This is a genomic window from uncultured Aquimarina sp., assembly GCF_947492405.1.
GTDB lineage: Bacteria > Bacteroidota > Bacteroidia > Flavobacteriales > Flavobacteriaceae > Aquimarina.
The window spans coordinates 199,285-216,554 of sequence record NZ_CANLMP010000006.1; the positions used below are offsets into that span (position 1 = coordinate 199,285).

The 17,270-nt window shown below is 31.3% G+C and carries 22 protein-coding genes; 19 read left to right on the forward strand and 3 right to left on the reverse strand.

The features are described 5' to 3' along the window. The 12 genes from Q0829_RS20385 to Q0829_RS20440 all read left to right on the forward strand — a co-directional run bounded on the left by Q0829_RS20385 (position 1) and on the right by Q0829_RS20440 (position 7,501). The gene (locus tag Q0829_RS20385; RefSeq protein ID WP_298546390.1) at positions 1-1,359 is read left to right on the forward strand and encodes a 2TM domain-containing protein; all 1,359 of its coding nucleotides are present in this window, start codon (positions 1-3) and stop codon (positions 1,357-1,359) included. Further along, complete coding sequence (locus Q0829_RS20390) at positions 1,352-1,696, forward strand: 2TM domain-containing protein (protein ID WP_298546392.1); 345 nt, start codon at positions 1,352-1,354, stop codon at positions 1,694-1,696. Before Q0829_RS20385 ends, Q0829_RS20390 begins: the two co-directional genes overlap by 8 nt. Before the next feature lie 10 nt (positions 1,697-1,706). Next, positions 1,707-2,027: a 2TM domain-containing protein gene (locus Q0829_RS20395; RefSeq protein WP_298546394.1), complete on the forward strand. Its 321-nt coding sequence runs from the start codon at positions 1,707-1,709 to the stop codon at positions 2,025-2,027. A 10-nt stretch (positions 2,028-2,037) separates the two neighbouring features. Continuing rightward, positions 2,038-2,346, forward strand: a complete 309-nt coding sequence (locus Q0829_RS20400) for a 2TM domain-containing protein (protein WP_298546396.1) — start codon at positions 2,038-2,040, stop codon at positions 2,344-2,346. A gap of 164 nt (positions 2,347-2,510) precedes the next feature. Continuing rightward, positions 2,511-2,825: a 2TM domain-containing protein gene (locus Q0829_RS20405; RefSeq protein ID WP_298546398.1), complete on the forward strand. Its 315-nt coding sequence runs from the start codon at positions 2,511-2,513 to the stop codon at positions 2,823-2,825. Between the two features lie 215 nt (positions 2,826-3,040). Then, a complete protein-coding gene (locus Q0829_RS20410; protein ID WP_298546401.1) occupies positions 3,041-3,346 on the forward strand; it encodes a 2TM domain-containing protein in 306 nt (101 codons plus the stop codon). A 106-nt stretch (positions 3,347-3,452) separates the two neighbouring features. Continuing rightward, positions 3,453-4,208 carry a LytTR family DNA-binding domain-containing protein gene (locus tag Q0829_RS20415; protein WP_298546403.1) on the forward strand — a complete coding sequence of 252 codons (756 nt, stop codon included), beginning with the start codon at positions 3,453-3,455 and terminating at the stop codon, positions 4,206-4,208. Positions 4,209-4,389: 181 nt separating this feature from the next. Continuing rightward, positions 4,390-6,012, forward strand: coding sequence for an AraC family transcriptional regulator (locus tag Q0829_RS20420; protein ID WP_298546405.1), 1,623 nt, complete (start codon positions 4,390-4,392; stop codon positions 6,010-6,012). Positions 6,013-6,157: 145 nt separating this feature from the next. Continuing rightward, positions 6,158-6,328 (forward strand): class I lanthipeptide, encoded by a 171-nt coding sequence (locus tag Q0829_RS20425; protein ID WP_298546406.1) that lies wholly within the window; start codon positions 6,158-6,160, stop codon positions 6,326-6,328. Between the two features lie 205 nt (positions 6,329-6,533). After that, positions 6,534-6,686, forward strand: a complete 153-nt coding sequence (locus Q0829_RS20430) for a hypothetical protein (protein WP_298546407.1) — start codon at positions 6,534-6,536, stop codon at positions 6,684-6,686. A gap of 175 nt (positions 6,687-6,861) precedes the next feature. Beyond that, positions 6,862-7,062: a hypothetical protein gene (locus Q0829_RS20435; protein ID WP_298546408.1), complete on the forward strand. Its 201-nt coding sequence runs from the start codon at positions 6,862-6,864 to the stop codon at positions 7,060-7,062. Positions 7,063-7,318: 256 nt separating this feature from the next. Continuing rightward, positions 7,319-7,501, forward strand: a complete 183-nt coding sequence (locus Q0829_RS20440; protein ID WP_298546409.1) for a hypothetical protein — start codon at positions 7,319-7,321, stop codon at positions 7,499-7,501. A 113-nt stretch (positions 7,502-7,614) separates the two neighbouring features. Here the strand turns inward: Q0829_RS20440 and Q0829_RS20445 are convergent, their stop codons facing one another. After that, positions 7,615-8,418 (reverse strand): lysophospholipid acyltransferase family protein, encoded by an 804-nt coding sequence (locus Q0829_RS20445; RefSeq protein ID WP_298546410.1) that lies wholly within the window; start codon positions 8,416-8,418, stop codon positions 7,615-7,617. A 167-nt stretch (positions 8,419-8,585) separates the two neighbouring features. After that, complete coding sequence (locus Q0829_RS20450) at positions 8,586-9,185, reverse strand: CoA pyrophosphatase (RefSeq protein ID WP_298546412.1); 600 nt, start codon at positions 9,183-9,185, stop codon at positions 8,586-8,588. A 38-nt stretch (positions 9,186-9,223) separates the two neighbouring features. Here Q0829_RS20450 and Q0829_RS20455 point away from each other — a divergent pair, with 38 nt between their 5' ends. Then, positions 9,224-9,982 carry a peptidylprolyl isomerase gene (locus Q0829_RS20455; protein WP_298546414.1) on the forward strand — a complete coding sequence of 253 codons (759 nt, stop codon included), beginning with the start codon at positions 9,224-9,226 and terminating at the stop codon, positions 9,980-9,982. A gap of 59 nt (positions 9,983-10,041) precedes the next feature. On the opposite strand, the gene Q0829_RS20460 is transcribed toward Q0829_RS20455, so the two are convergent. After that, positions 10,042-10,758, reverse strand: a complete 717-nt coding sequence (locus Q0829_RS20460) for an RDD family protein (protein ID WP_298546416.1) — start codon at positions 10,756-10,758, stop codon at positions 10,042-10,044. Positions 10,759-10,794: 36 nt separating this feature from the next. On the opposite strand from Q0829_RS20460, the gene Q0829_RS20465 reads away from it, so the two are divergent. From Q0829_RS20465 to Q0829_RS20490, 6 genes are read left to right on the forward strand one after another with little or no spacing between them, the layout of a single operon-like run. Continuing rightward, entirely contained in the window at positions 10,795-11,757 is a 963-nt protein-coding gene (locus Q0829_RS20465; protein WP_298546418.1) for a stage II sporulation protein M, read from the forward strand. Beyond that, positions 11,750-12,628 carry a hypothetical protein gene (locus tag Q0829_RS20470; RefSeq protein WP_298546420.1) on the forward strand — a complete coding sequence of 293 codons (879 nt, stop codon included), beginning with the start codon at positions 11,750-11,752 and terminating at the stop codon, positions 12,626-12,628. The genes Q0829_RS20465 and Q0829_RS20470 overlap by 8 nt, the downstream gene beginning before the upstream one ends. A gap of 1 nt (position 12,629) precedes the next feature. Then, on the forward strand, positions 12,630-13,382 hold the full coding sequence (locus tag Q0829_RS20475; RefSeq protein WP_298546422.1) for a DUF4129 domain-containing protein: 753 nt from the start codon (positions 12,630-12,632) through the stop codon (positions 13,380-13,382). A gap of 1 nt (position 13,383) precedes the next feature. Continuing rightward, positions 13,384-14,598 carry a DUF4350 domain-containing protein gene (locus Q0829_RS20480; RefSeq protein ID WP_298546424.1) on the forward strand — a complete coding sequence of 405 codons (1,215 nt, stop codon included), beginning with the start codon at positions 13,384-13,386 and terminating at the stop codon, positions 14,596-14,598. 46 nt (positions 14,599-14,644) lie between these two features. Then, complete coding sequence (locus tag Q0829_RS20485; RefSeq protein WP_298546426.1) at positions 14,645-15,736, forward strand: MoxR family ATPase; 1,092 nt, start codon at positions 14,645-14,647, stop codon at positions 15,734-15,736. Between the two features lie 5 nt (positions 15,737-15,741). Next, a complete protein-coding gene (locus tag Q0829_RS20490) occupies positions 15,742-17,073 on the forward strand; it encodes a DUF58 domain-containing protein (protein ID WP_298546883.1) in 1,332 nt (443 codons plus the stop codon). Positions 17,074-17,270 lie beyond the last annotated feature (197 nt).

Here is a 17,270-nt window from a genome sequence, read left to right on the forward strand (position 1 = left end):
ATGAACATTTTTAAAGAAATAGGAAAAGGTATTTTAATCGGAACCGCAATATTTATCACATTCCTTATCATCTATTATTTTAAAGGAATTGAGATAAATTTTAACCGAGAATTACTAAACGAATACTTAGAGAATGTTGTGTTTTCTATAGTCATATATATAGCTAATGTATACCTGTTCATATCTCGAAGAAAAAAATGTCAAGAAAAGTTATATACAGTAAAAAATTTAACCGTAACCATTATCCTGGCTACTATGGTATCAGTGGTTGCAATATTTATCGCTAGATTATTTTTCAATTTGTTTGTTTATGAAAAAGGATTTTTTGAATTTATTAGTAATGAGAGACCCCAGTATTACCTGATTTCTCTATCAATTGCTACCGTAGTAACCTTTCTGTTTTATGGGATTTTCTATTGGAAACACAGACAGGAATCTAAAGTCACAGAACAAAAAATAATCGCAGGAACAGCGTCAGCAAAATTTGCAGCTTTAAAAAATCAATTAGATCCGCACTTTTTGTTTAATAGTCTAAATGTATTGACATCCTTAATTGACGAAAATCCTAGAATGGCACAGAAGTTTACCACTTCTTTATCTAAAGTTTACAGATATGTTTTAGAACAAAAGGATAAAGAATTAGTGACCATCGATGAAGAGTTAAAATTCGCAAAGACCTATATGACCTTATTAAAATTAAGGTTTGAGGACAGTATTATTTTTGAGATGCCTGAGCACTCTTCTAATCCTGAAGCAAAAGTAGTACCACTGTCTTTACAGATTTTATTAGAAAATACCATAAAACATAATGTAGTAATGCCTAACAGGCCTTTGCACATTAAAATTTATGAAGACGAGGGTTTTCTGATTGTAGAAAACAACCTACAACCTAAAGAAGTAATTAAACAAAGTAGCGGTGTAGGCTTAGGAAATGTAAAACAGCGATATGAACTGCTTACTAAAAGAGAGTTCTCTGTATTCAAAACAGAAACAGCTTTTATTGCAAAGCTTCCAATATTAACTAAAAGAATAACATCAATCGATATGACAACAGCACAGAACATAGAAATCGTAAAAGATCTAAAATATAAAAGAGCAAAAGATAGAGTAAAGAAAATGAAAGAATTTTATGGTAGTTTAACTGCTTACTGTATTGTGATTCCGTTTTTAATATTCATCAATTACAGAACTACGGGTTTTGGCCTACCTTGGTTTATTTTTCCGATGGCAGGATGGGGATTAGGCCTACTCTTCCATTATTCAGAAGCGTTTGACCATCATCCGATATTTGGCAAAGATTGGGAGAAGAAAAAAATCAGAAAGTATATGGACGAATCTAATAGAAGAAATTATGAATGATTTTGATAAAAGAAAAGCCTATAAAAAAGCTAAAAAAAGAGTAAAAGAAGAAAGATCCTTTTACGGACACGCTACAGTATATGTCGTTATGAATATCATCATCTTTCTTTTTAAGATAGAACTAGGAGATTATATAAATGATGAAGGATACAACAACTATCTACCTTGGAATTTAATAAGTACTCCGCTATTATGGGGACTAGGTTTACTTGGACACGGATTGTGGACATTTAGAGAAAAAAACGGGTTGGAGAAACTGCTTAATCAATCTATTTTCAGTAAAAAATGGGAGGATAAAAAGATAAAGGAGTTTATGGAAGAGAAGAATGATATCTAAAAAATAGAAAATGGAAAATTCTGAACTACAAAAAACATACAAAAGAGCTAAAAAAAGAGTAACCGAAGAGAAAGCCTTTTATACCCACGTAGCAGTATATGTAATTATCAACATAATCATCATCGCAGTTATTTTATATCTAAAAGATTATTTCTATGATGGTTACTTGCTTCCAAATTTAATAATCCCTCCATTAGCGTGGGGTATTTTTCTACTAGGTCATGGTTTATGGACATTTAGAAAAGAAAAGAAATTCGGAAAGTTTAATCCTTTCAAAAAATGGGAAGAACAAAAGATCCGAGAATTAATGAGTGAGAACGACGAATTATAAAAAAGAAAAAATGGAAAACAAAGAACGAAAATATAGATTAGCCAAAAAACGAGTACAAGAAGAAAAAGGGTTTTATAGTCACCTCACGGTATATGTTATTGTAAACATTTTCCTGTTGTTTGTCAACTCTGATTTTATAGATGAAGGATTTAACAACTGGTTAAACTGGAATTTATATATCACTCCGTTTTTCTGGGGAATTGGATTATTCTTTCATTGGGTAAAGGTTTTTAACCCTAACATCATTTTTAGTAAACAATGGGAAAAACGAAAAATCAAAGAACTAATGGATAAGGATGATACATTAGACATCCTATAAGTATCAATTTTATTAAAAGTGTAAGTTCGAGCTAAGAAAATTTATGTCAGTCAGAGTGTTTGTCTCAGACGGATATATCGAAGACAAGTAAACTTTCAATAAAAAGTCTAATGAGGTTAAATGGAATCATCAATCAAAGAATAACAATTAAAAAACTGATCCTCATGCAAGATTATGAAGAAGAAAAAAGATACAAATTAGCGAAAAAAAGAGTGGATGATGAACGAGGGTTTTATACACATTTAACCTTTTATATTGTCATTAATATAATTGTGCTCTTTATTAATACTAATTTCGAAAGTCAGGGATTTAAAAACTGGTCACAGTGGCACTTATACATTACTCCAATATTTTGGGGAATAGGATTATTATTCCATGGGTTAAAGGTTTTTAAACGAAATTTTATTTTCGGTAAAAACTGGGAAGAAGAAAAAATTAAGAAATTAATGGACGAGGATGATACACTAGACAGATTATAAATATGATAACATAATTGAAATCAAAAATCGTCAATTCGAATGATTTTTTTGGAACAAAGTGAATAAAAAATAGTGTCGAGAATAGATTTTTAATACGAAAATCACTGTTCTCGATACACTTCGCCTAAAGTCGAAGTACTCGAACTGACGTGATTTCCTTATATCAATCTTACTTTAGAACATAAATAAAAACTACTAACATAAAACTAACCATCATGAAAGATTTCGAAGAACAAAAAAGATATGAACGAGCAAAAGAACGTGTAGACGAATTAAAGAAATTTTATAATAACCTTTTTTCATACATCATTGTCATAGGGTTTCTTGCCGGAATAAATTATTACACAAACGAGTGGCGATATGCCTGGTTTTTATGGGCCGCTTTTGGCTGGGGAATTGGTTTAGCCTTTCATGCAGTAAAAGCCTATCGAATTAATCCTATGTTTGATAAAGATTGGGAAGAACGAAGAATTAGAAAATATATGGATGAAGAAGACAATGAAAAACAGCTTTGGGAGTAATCTGGATCATTAGATCAATTGAGTTGTTGGACTGTTGGATTTTTTCGAACTTTGATCCTATCTAACTTTGCAATTCTGTAATTTTAAAACTTTGTAACTTAAAAACATGAACATAATAATAATTGAAGACGAAAAGCCAGCTGCCAGAAGACTAAGTCGTATGCTCGATGACCTCGACATTAAGGTTCATACTATGCTACATTCTGTTAGTGAATCTATCGAATGGTTTAGTAACAATGAGCATCCGGATCTTATATTTCTAGATATTCAATTAAGTGATGGTCTGTCATTCGAAATATTTGATACCGTTACGATCAAAAGTTCCATTATTTTTACGACTGCTTATGACGAATACGCATTAAAAGCTTTTAAACTAAATAGCATTGACTACCTACTGAAACCTATTGACGATGAGGAATTAGAAGCTGCTGTAAAAAAATACAAAAACCAACTCTCTTCGCCCCAATCCTTAAAAGTTGATTTTGAAGATATCAAGAAGTTGCTAGTCAATCCTATGGATCGAGTATATAAAAAACGTTTTACGGCTCGAGTGGGGCAACATCTTAAAATATTCTCTGTAGAAGATATTGAATGTTTTTATTCTGAAAACAAAGGCACCTATCTTCATACCAATGAAAATAGAAACTATCTTATTGATACTACTCTAGAGTCTCTTGAAGATGAATTAAACCCACAACAATTCTACCGGGTCAATCGCAAATTCTATATTAATATTAATGCAATTAAAGATATCATTTCGTACACCAATTCTAGACTACAGATAAAATTGCATCATTTTAATGAACAAGAGATCATTGTTGCCAGAGAACGTGTAAAAGATTTTAAGGAATGGTTAGAGTAAAACAGAATATTTTGTTTCATGATAGATTCAGCATGTTCTCTTTAGATTATCCTAGGGATTTTTAGCTTAAGGATGGTCGCATAAATACAATATTTTTCTTTTCTATTCTGGTGATATTGATTGGATATTCTAAAAAAATAAAAGTATTACTTACTTTTGGACAATACACATACCCATCATAATGACAACTCACCATAAAGCTTTATCAGGTAAGTACCTTCTTTTACCTTTATTCTTACTTGTATTGAACACCTTCTATATTTCTGCTCAGGAAAATACAATACAAGATGTTTCAGAATTAAAAAAACAGGCAAAAGTATTATTTAAAACAGAAGAATTTGAAAAAAGCCTGGCACTATACAATAAGCTAGAAAACATTGCTACGAAACTGAAAAATGACAAACTGGCCTACTTGGTTTCTACAATGAAAGGACATATCTACCTTAGGAGTGGAAAAAATAGAGAAGCGCTGGACAATTACTATAAAGCATTGGATATTGCTGAAAGAACAGAAAATGTAAAAAATGAAATCATCGTAAATTCTGGACTTATAATAGTGTTATCAAGAATGAATCAGAATGAGAAAGCACAGAAAATTGCACTAAGATCATTAAAAGCAATTCCTAAAACAACGTTTTATAATAAAGAAAATCATATACGATTTATAACTACACTAAGTGATATATATCTGGATGGCGAGAAATATGACTCTGTATTACACTATGCCAATCAGGGTATGGAAATGAGTAAGTCTCTTAAATTAGACGAACTGTATTTGGATCTTTTAATCAAAAAAGGAATGGTTTTCTTCTACAAGAAGGATTATGAGCAATCCTTGCAGTATTTATTCGAAGCAAAAGAAATACTGAATCATAAAAAAATTGATAATAAATCATTTCCAACAATTCGAACAGATTATTTCATTGCTAATTGTTTTTATAAAAAACAATCATATGACAAAGCTATTAATATATTATTAAATAGTATTAATTCCTTTGAAGAAAATGATACATATAAGCCTCCTGCTATTAGATCCCATTTGTTATTAGCAAATTGTTATAATCAAAAGGAAGATTATAAACAGGCCATGTTTTGGAATAATAAATATGCTACCTTAAATGAATATTACCAAAAAGATAAAGATCAAACCGTCGATATTATTCATGAAAAAGAAACTGATAAATTACAACAAGAAATAACTGTACTGGAAGCAAAGCAAGCAGAAGAGAAGCTGGCAAAAAATCGAATATTCTGGATTCTTTTGATTACCGCAATAGCATTGATGTCTAGTATCTTCTTATATTTTAGAAAGCAACGATCAAATAAAACCTTGTTTGACAAATTAATGAAAGAAATCAATGTTTTAGAATCGATTAAACAAATTTCAATCCCCAAAGAAGAACCGCGAAAAGAGATAGCTATCGATGATCAAAAGGTAAACGAAATTATTAAAGGGCTTGAAAAATTAGAAGCTCAGGAATATTTTCTGAAATCTGATTGTAATCTAAGAGCTATGGCAAAAAAGTTAAAAACCAATGCCACCTACTTATCCCAAACCATAAACATCCATAAGGAGAAGAATTATAACGAGTATATCAATGATCTTAGGATTGAGTATGTTATAAAAAGATTAAAGGATGATAAAAAATTTAGATCTTTCTCTATCCAATCCATAGCCTCAGAGATTGGATATAAAAGTAGCTATTCTCTGGTAAAGCATTTTAAAGCAAAAACAGGAATCAATCCGTCCTATTACATTAAGAGTCTGGATAAGCAACGGGTAAGCTCTGAAATTACGGCATAATTCTATGGCTATTTTAAACAATTTAGCCATCTATGATTATTAAAAACCCTATTAATAAAATATATTTCTAACAAAATACATTTTTCCTGATTCCGATATGTTTTGGAAAAAAGAAAAAACCAGTAATAACTAAATCATCTTAAAAATGAAAAAAGACGGAACACAAAAAATCAACCTAAAAAAGTTAACCATAGCAAGGATTAGCGCAGATGCCATGAAAAAAATAGAAGGAGGTTCTAGTACCACTACAGATCCAACAAACGTTGTCGATCTGGGTCATGAGCTTTGGAATATTTGTGCTTTAGGTATTAAATAGCATTACATTTTTTTTGTACGCTAATAACCCTGCCCATATGCAGGGTTTTTTTATGACTATTTTGTTCAAAATGGTCAACCTTCTTTTTTAATACCTCTGATTACCTTCTACTTTAGTCTCAGAATCAAAATAGTAATAGCGATTAATTTTGATCAAGGGGTAACCGAAAACCTTATGACAGAGTAGGTATTTAAAACACATCATTATGCTTAACAACATTTTAAATTTAAAAGGGGTATCTAAACTAAACAAAAACGAACAGCAAACCATTAAGGCCGGAACGTATTACGGAGATCAGTGTCTTCGATTATGCGCAGGAAGTTGTTCTTTTGGTCGTTGTTTCGAACAGATAGACTAAGAATGATTTTCCTGAGGTTGTATAAAAAGCTCTAAAAGTAAGAAGTGGTCAATCTGATCCTGTCAAAGAGAATTTGAAAATTAAAATGTAAAAACTTCGACAGGCTCGGTTTGACATTGATATTTTATTTTTTAGACCTCTTCTTTTAAAACATTTCTAACCTAAAAATCACACAATGATTCAAAAAATTCTAAAAGTAAACGGAGTAACAGTTCTTAAAAAGAAGCATCAAAAATCAATTCAAGGCGGTGTCTATGGATGTCAAAACGTAGCCAGAAGATGTATTGATAACAGCGATTGCTGCTCAGGAAGTTGCGGAGTAGAAAGAATAATCAACGGAAATCTTGTTATACTTTCTATTTGTTCATTTAATTAAACAACTAAAAAAAAATCATTTAGAGCGTCTTTTTAAGAAAAAAACGTGAGTTCAACTTAAAATTTATAGGATAATCCGTTTTTTATAAACTTGATTAGTTGCTTCTCCCTCCGGGAGAGGAAACTCAATATCCTAATTATAAGGTTTTTTAAATCCACGTTAAAAAATAAAGAAGATTCTTAGCCAAAACAGACAGAAAATAGCAACTGTCTTTAAATGCTTGCTACAATAATAAAATCAAGTAATTTGTAAAAAAATGAAAAAATTAATGCAATTAAAAGGGGCTCAAGTTTTAAACAAAAAGGAGCAAAAAAATATTAATGGTGGTAATACAGGTATGCAGTGTAGGAATCATGCGGATTGTCTTTCTTTAAATGGAATTCCAGGTTATGAGTATGAAGAATTCTTTTGTCATTGGGGATATTGCCAAATCATGTAATTGTCTTTTTTATACATATTGAGTTAACATAGAAAAGCCAGAAAATCTAATAATCTTCTGGCTTTTGATTTATTATTAGAGATACGTATATGTAACTAGCTATGCTAAAGTATCTAATACTCCCAACGTCTCTTCTTATTCAATTCTTCTTCTGCATCTAACTCTTCTTGAGGGATTACTTTAAGGAAAGAAGAATGTTGCTCGATTGCGAATTCTAATTTACCAACGATATCATCTATAGAATCATTTTCATAATCAATTTGTAATGGTTCTTTAATAACCATCGACTGTAAAATACCACGCTTTTTGATTCTGATACCCTTTTTATCAAAAGATCTTCTGAATCCATCTATTACAATAGGAATCACAATAGGCTTATATTGTCTAATAATATGAGCAGTTCCTTTACGAATAGGTTTAAATGGTTTAGTAGTTCCTTGGGGAAATGTAATTACCCATCCATCTTCTAAAGCTCTTTTGATATTCGTAATATCACTCATCTTCACCTGACGGTTAACATCCTGACCTTTATCACGCCATGTTCTTTCTACAGTAATAGCACCAGCATATGCTAGTATTTTAGCCAATAAACCAGCGTTCATGGTTTCTTTAGCAGCTACATAATATAAATTTAATTTAGGCTTCCATAGATATCCTATGTTTTTAATAGAATCTGTACGCCCACTTAAACTCGCATTAAAAACGTGAAACATAGCCACTACATCTGCAAAATACGTTTGATGATTAGAAACAAATAGTACATTAGTATCAGGAAGATCCTTAAAAATCTCACTCCCTTCTATTTGTAATTCATTAAATCCTCTATAACGTCTATGTGTCATAGAACCCATAATTCTTATGAGCCACTTTTTCAGAAATAATATATGACCAAAAGGATTTCTTTTAAATAATCCCATAAATAATTTTAATTTATCAGTGTCTCTTTTATTTAACAAAACAGACAACAACATCTGACTATCAACTAGTTCTACTTAAAACTAATCACAATTAATTAAATAATAGATAACATTTCAGTTAAATTCTTCTAAATATTAAGAAGAAAATGGGAGCCAAATATACAAAATCATGCCTCCAACGCAGATTTTAAGTGTACTTTAAGTTCACTAAGCATCATCGCAGTTGCTCCCCAAACTACGTAACCATTTAATTCAAAGGATGGTACTTCGATATTTTCGGCATAAGAAGTTGATAATTTTTTAGAAATTACGCGATTTTCATCTAATAATTGTTCTAATGAAACCTCAATAACTTCTGCTACCTCTTCTTCCTGACGAATAAAATTAGGTGTTTTATGAGTTACTCCAAGAAAAGGATGTACCCAAAAATTAGACGGAGGAATATACACTTTGGTAAGATGCTTCAATACATCAACAGAATCAGACTTTACACCTATTTCCTCCCAGGTTTCTCTTAAGGCTGCAGATTCATAATTTTTATCAAACTCTTCTACTTTACCACCTGGTAATGCCACTTGACCAGAATGTACTCCTTCATAAGTAGGACGTAATATTAACGCTAAATGTGTATGATGCTCTTTAGGATAAAAAAGCATAAGTACAGCTGCATTCCTAGGATTTTTTTCTTCTATTTTAATTTTATAAAGCTCTTGCATCCGCATTTCGGGAGCCATAATAAAATGAGAAGATTCTCCAGGTACTGACATTTTCTGTATTTTTGGAATCAAACTTTTAAACGTTTCGAATGTCATTTAACAGAGTAATTTTAGTGTATAGTTGTATTGTTTTTTTTAGCTTCTACAGTTGTGAAGATACACATTCTAAAAAAACTAAGCAGCCGGTTATCGAAAACGAACAGCCTATTTCTGCAAAAAAATCTGGTAACCAGAATGATACACTAAAAACTGAAATTAAAGCAAAAACTAAAGATACTTCTGTTTTGGAAGATGAGCCTTTTAAGCTTACTAATAAAAACATGAAGAGCTTCTTACTACAATATGGTAAGGAAAACCCTGAAACCTTAGTGCGTATTAATACTAAATTTGGAGATATTCATATCAAACTTTTTAAAGAATCTCCATTACATAGAGCTAATTTTATCTACTTAGTAAAACAAAAATATTTCGATGAAACTTTTTTTTATCGAGTAGCCAAAGGATTCGTAATTCAAGGTGGAAATAGTGATCGTAATCAAATGGCTCAAAAACGTCATGATATTGGAGATTATACTGTACCCCACGAGCCTATTAAGGGTCTTACTCATAATCGTGGGTCCGTAGCTTTATCGAAGCAATGGGTTAATAACCCATCTAATCGTTCTACTCCTTATGAATTTTTTATTGTCATTGCTAAACAAGGAGCTCATCATCTAGATGGAGAACATACCATATTCGGTAAGGTCGTAAAAGGAATGAATGTAGCTGATAAAATATCTAATGTTCCTGTAGATGGCAGTGAATGGCCTAAGGAAAATATCTTTATTAAAGCAGAGGTGATTAAATAGGCTTGAGGTAAATCTATAAAAAAACAGGTACTCACTAGCTCTAATACTCATCTATCATATCAGAGCTTCTGCGTATAATAATTATAATCTTCTAATACTTTAGAAAGAAATTGTACTGGTTTTTCTTGAGGCGTAATTTGCATAAGACCACTTACCTTATTAGAAAGTTCCAAAATGATATTATGATTCCCATTTCTTCTGGCATCATGATAAATGCCTTTTATTTTACGCATCTCCATATCGCTAAAAACAGTAACTTGTGGATATACTGGTTTATAATCCTCTGGAATATCTACTAAAATTGTTTGATGAAATCTAACTTTTTGTTTCTCACTTATCACGGTAGTTCCGGCGGCCATATCACCAAGTCGTTGTCCGGTTCCTTTAAAAAGAATTGCCACCACAGCAATTCCTCCTGATGCTAAAGTAATATCAAGCAGCCTAAGCAACCATCTGATAAGGTAACCAGAAAAAGCAGGTCTTGATCCATCTAAACGCACAACTTTTATCTTCATAGTAGCTTTCCCTGGGGTTTTACCATCCCAAAAAGTTTCCCATAACAAAAAGTAAAGAAAGGGAGGAAGTCCTATTATCAACCAAAATGACCATTGATCTCCTACATCTAAGTCTAAAGCTCCTATAAAAAAAATCGCAATAATGAAATAGGCTATAATAATCAAGAGATCGATCAAGTATGCCAAGATCCGTTCCCCTATTCCAGCTGTATTTTGCTGTATACTTACATTTTGAGCAGTTTCTATTTGAAAATTATCCATTAATTATGTTTCTTTGAAGCTCCTAATTTTTGATCCATGCGTGAGGCGGCTTTTGTGAAGCAAAATAAAGATAAATGGTTAAAATTTGAAAGTGTTCTGCTTAATAATGCACAAATAACTCCAGATGAACTTTCTAGTTTATATATTGAGATCACTGATCATTTGAGTTACGCAAGAACCTTTTACCCTAATAGCCAAACATTCAGCTACTTAAACGGACTCGCTTCTAAAGCACATCAAAAAATCTACAAAACAAAAAAAGAAAAGAAAAATCGATTTTATTCCTTTTGGGTAAAAGAGTTTCCATTAGAGTTTTATCAATACCAACGACAACTTCTTATTGCATTTTTAGTTTCAGCACTTTTTACAGTGATTGGCGTTTATTCTTCTGCTACAGATGGAGCATTTGTGAGATCTATTCTAGGAGATGGTTATGTAAATATGACATTAGAGAATATTGAGAATGACGATCCTATGGCTGTATATAAGCAAATGGAAGAAACTAATATGTTTCTTGGTATTACTATAAACAACATTAGAGTAGCATTAAACTGCTTTATATTAGGGATCATGCTAGGGATTGGCACCATATACATGTTGATGCGAAATTTTATTATGTTAGGTTCTTTTCAGTATTTCTTTTATGAAAAAGGATTATTCTGGGAAAGTGCTCGTACCATATGGATACATGGAACCATAGAGATTTCGGTTATTATTATTGCAGGATGTGCAGGATTAGTAGTTGGTAATTCTATTTTATTTCCTAAAACGTATACACGTCTTACTTCTTTTGTTAGAGGTGTTAAAGCAGGATTAAAAATTGTGATAAGTACAATTCCTTTTTTTATTATTGCAGGTTTCTTAGAAGGTTTTGTAACTAGACATACAGAAATGCCGGATTGGCTGGCCATTTTTATTATACTGGGATCTTTAAGTCTAATTCTATTTTATTACGTTATATATCCCAGACAATTATACAAAAAATCATTATATGAATAATCAATACATCGATTTTAAGAAAAAAAGAGAACTTGGAGATATCCTCTCCGATGTTTTTGCATTTTTAAGAACAAATTTTAAACCTTTATTTTCTGTTTTATTTAAAACATCGGGTATTGTCTTTATTGTAATGTTATTTACCATAGGTTATTATACCTATTCGTCATCTAACTTATTAGATCCATTTAATATTGCAGGCAATTCACAAATATTTAATTCTGGAGCAATAATAATAGCTGCATTAGTTATGCTTATCAGCGTCTTAATTTTTTACGGATTAATGTTTGGAACTGTTTTGCATTATATCAAAGTATATATTGATAATAATGGAGTAATTAACCAAAAAACAATTACCGATGGAGTAAAAAATGACTTAGGAAGTATAATAGGACTTGCTATTCTTTCATCTATAATGACCGGAATTGGACTTGCGTTATGTGTAGTGCCAGGAATATATCTTTATGTACCTCTAAGTCTTGTTTTCCCTATTCTTATTTTTCGTAAATCAGGCGTGTTTGATGCTATTGGTGAAAGTTTTGAATTAGTAAAAAATGAATGGTGGATTACTTTTGCTACACTTCTGGTAATCGGAATATTATCCTATATCATAAGTATGGTGTTTTCTATTCCTGCTATAATGTACACTTTCTTTAAAACATTTACAGCTGCAACAGAAGGATCTTTTTCTGATCCATCAAGTATGTTTGACTGGGTATTTATTTTACTTAATACTATCTCATCTGTTATACAATACATTATAATATATCTTTTTACATCTATATCTAGCGCATTCATTTATTTTAATCTAAATGAAAGAAAACATCATACAGGAACGTTAGAGCAGATTGATTCTTTAGGTAAATCGGAATAATTTGAAAATACTACTTTACTTTCTATTTCTAGTCGTTTCTTTCTCTGTATCTGCAGATGTTCAAGATAGCACAACGGTATCCGAATCTCAAGAGATCATATATGATCTGGATGCTACCAAAGAAATTAAAAAGTTTAGTTCTGATAAAATTCAAGAATTACAAAATGATGAGGATTTTAACTATACCGAATATGAAGAGCCCGATAATATCTGGACACGATTCAAAAAATGGTTAGGTCAATTATGGAATAGCTTTATTCATTGGTTATTTGGTGTAGAAAAAGTTACAGGGTTTTGGGCGATTTTACTCAAGCTATTGCCCTATCTAATCATTATTGGTGTATTATTTTTGCTAGGATGGTTATTTATGAAAGTAAGTCCAAGAGATATATTATTCGAAAAACAAGAAGCCCCACAAATTATCCTTACCGAGGATGAAGATATCATTCAGAATCAAGATATTCAACAATTGATTGAGTTAGCTCTAAAAGAGAATAATTATAGACTAGCGATCAGGTATTATTACCTTTCTGTATTAAAAAAATTATCGGATACTGAATTAATAAATTGGGAATCTCAAAAAACAAATACCGATTATTTAAAAGAATTGACAGATGATTCCTTAAAAAGCAAGTTTCAAAACATTACCCGATTGTATGATTTTATATGGTATGGAAGTTTTGAAGTTGATGAGAAATCCTTTCATCAGGCACAACAAAAATTTAAATCAATAACTAATAGTATACCCTCATAATTTGTTAAGTAAAAAATCTAAAATATTTATCATTATAATCATAGCCGCTATAGGCTTACTTACTTTTTTAGAGGCAAGTGAGCCAGAACCTATTAACTGGTTTCCGAGCTATGCTAAGACCGACAAAATTCCTTTAGGAACATTTGTCTCTTACTCTATAATGAAAGAGACTTTTGGGGATAGTACATTAAAAGATATTAACCAACCGCCTTATGAGTTTTTATTAGATAATGATACCGTATCCGGGACATATTTTTTCGTAAACGGATCTATTGGTTTTGATGATAGTGAATTAGATAGAATATTAAACTGGGTAGAAAAAGGTAATACCTTATTTGTGTCCTCCAAAACAATTAGTAGAAACCTACTAGACACCTTGTTAATCGATACAGATAATCTGATATCAATCGATGATATTTCTACCCAACCAATGGTCGAATTAGTGAATAAAAATCTAAAAGCAGAAAAACCATATCATTATGATCGTGATGTATACAATCCTTATTTTAGTGAAATAGACACTGTTAATACGACCGTTCTTGGAGTCACACAATTATATAATGATACGTTACAGATTAAAGACCCAAAACTAAATTATATCAAACAATCCTTTGGTGATGGAGAAATACTACTTCATTCTTTTCCTGAAGCTTTTGGAAATTACTTTATGTTAAAGGGCAAAAATTATGAATACACTCAGAATATAGTATCATATATTGATCAAACTAAAAAAATTTTCTGGGACAATCATTATAAATCAGGGAAGACGATCTATACATCTCCTCTATTTTTCCTGTTACAAAACAGATATCTAAAATGGGCATACTACACCTTAATAATTGGAGTTTTGCTTTTTGTTATTTTTGAAGGAAAACGAAAACAAAGAAGTATTCCGATTATAGAACCTCTTAAAAACCAGACGCTAGCCTTTACCCGAACGATTAGCGCAATGTACTATGAAAAGGAAAAACATAAAGAAATTGTAGAAAAACAAAACCTTCTCTTTTTAGACTATGTTCATCACGATCTTAGAATACAGACAAACACGCTGGACGAAAAAACATTGTTAGATATTTCTGCCAGAAGTAATAATAACATAGAAGACACTAAAAGTTTATTTAAGTATTTTGAAGAACTTAATCGAAAAAGAGTAATATCAAAAGAAGAATTAATTCGATTATATGATATGATAAGCGAATTCAAAAATAAATCATAACAATAAAGATATAGAACAATCTCTAACCGAGAATAAATATAATCATATGGAAAACGAAGAGTTACAAAATGATGCTTTAGAGAATACTCCTCAGGAAAGCGAGGAAAACGCTGCTCCTATTGATACTCCTAAAGAAACTACAACGACTACCGAAACTACTTCGGAAAAGATAAGCTTTGAGAATCGTATTGATCTTAGTGAGTTACAACAAGCAGTAGAAAAATTAAAATCTGAATTAGCTAAAGTAATTGTAGGTCAACAGGATTTTATCGAACTACTTATTGTTTCACTCTTATCCAATGGTCATGTACTTATTGAAGGAGTTCCTGGTATTGCCAAAACAATTACAGCAAAGCTATTTGCTAAGACATTGAAAACCGAATTTAACAGAATTCAGTTTACTCCTGATCTTATGCCTAGTGATGTCTTAGGAACCTCGGTATTGAATATGAAAACCAGTGATTTCGAGTTTAAGAAAGGCCCCATATTTTCTAATATGGTACTTATTGATGAGATCAACCGTGCTCCTGCAAAAACGCAGGCAGCTTTATTCGAAGTCATGGAAGAACGTCAGGTAACCATTGATGGAATCCGTTATATTATGGAACCTCCTTTTATGGTGTTAGCTACGCAAAACCCAATTGAACAAGAAGGAACCTATGCTTTACCAGAAGCTCAATTAGATCGTTTCTTGTTTAAAATCAAAGTAGATTATCCTTCATTACAAGAAGAAGTGGATATTCTAAAAACACATCATGAAAGGAAAGCTCTAAAGCCATTAGAAATGGTAAATCCAGTGATGACACCAGAAAAACTAGCAGAGTATAAGAAAAAAACTCAGGAAGTTATTATAGAAGAAAAGATTTTAGGATATATAGCAGAGATTGTTACTAAAACCAGGACACATCCACATCTTTATCTTGGAGGTTCTCCACGTGCTTCTATTGCAGTGATGAATGCTTCAAAAGCATTTGCAGCAATTAATGGTAGAGACTTTGTGACTCCAGAAGATATTAAAAAGTCATTATATCCTGTATTACGCCACCGTATTATACTATCTCCAGAACGTGAAATGGAAGGAATGACTACAGAGAATGTAATTGAGATGATTTTACAATCAGTAGAAATACCACGTTAATTGTGATTAAATTCTATAAATCCTTATACCTAAGTTCCAGAGTATTTTATATACTCGCTATCCTATCGGTACTATTTTTAGTTTCGTATTGGTTTCATGCAATATATCCATTAGCTTGGTTATTAGTATGGGGATTAATGATCACTTTTTTATTCGATATTGTGATTTTGTTCAACACCAGAAATGGTATTGAAGCTAGTAGATTACTCCCTGAAAAATTTTCGAATAGTGACTTTAATGCGATTCCGGTGAGAGTCAAAAACAACTATTCATTTACTACCTACACAGAAATAATTGATGAAATTCCTATTCAGTTTCAAAAACGTGACTTTTTAAAAACAGGTACAATTAACCCAAAATCCACCTTAGATTTTGAATATTCACTAAGACCTGTAAAAAGAGGTGAATATATTTTTGGTCATTTACACGTGTATGCTATGACTAAAATCAATTTAATCAAAAGGCGTTATAGTTTTGATAAATCGGCAATGGTAAAAGTATACCCATCTTTTATTCAAATGAAGAAATACGACTTTTTGGCTATCGATAACAAATTAACTCAGTTCGGGCTTAAAAAAATCAGACGCATAGGACATACTATGGAGTTTGAACAAATCAAAGAATATGTCATTGGAGACGATGTGAGAACCATTAACTGGAAAGCAACTGCTAAGCACGGAAATCTGATGATTAATCAATTTCAAGATGAAAAATCACAACCGATTTACTCTATTATTGATGAAAGTCGTGTGATGAAAATGCCTTTCAAAGAACTAAGCTTATTAGATTACGCAATAAATAGTACATTGGCTTTTTCTAACATAGCACTTAAAAAAAATGACAAAGTAGGAATGTTTACTTTTTCTAATACGGTTCGTGATTTCTTACCTGCAAGTAGAAAGAAAACATATATCAATAATATCTCAGAAACTTTATATAATGTAAAAACACAGTTTCTAGATGCTGATTTTGGATTATTATATGCACATGCAAAAAGACAAATAAATCATCGGAGTCTTCTATTACTATACACCAACTTTGAACATATTTCTTCATTAAAAAGACAACTACCTTATTTACAAGCACTAGCTAAAAAACATCTTTTGGTTGTAATTTTCTTTGAAAACACCGAGCTACATCAACTGATAAATCATACTGCAACAGGTTTAGAAGAAATCTATGATCAAACGATTGCACAGCAATTCGCTTATGATAAAAAAATAATGGTAAAAGAGTTACAAAGGCACGGAATCCAAACCGTTTTAACATCTCCTGAAGACCTAACTGTAAACACTATCAATAAATATTTAGAGATAAAAGCAAGAGGGCTTTTGTAATTGCGAATGACGAATTCAAAAACAAGGTCATAAAGCACTGATATAAAATACTTGTATACTATTAACGTCTGATCAATAACTAGCTTAAAAACTCAAAATACTCCCCTACTCAACCACTCATTTACTCAACAGTTCACATACTAAAATACACTTCATCCCATAAATTCTACAATTGAGTTAGATACTTTATAAATACG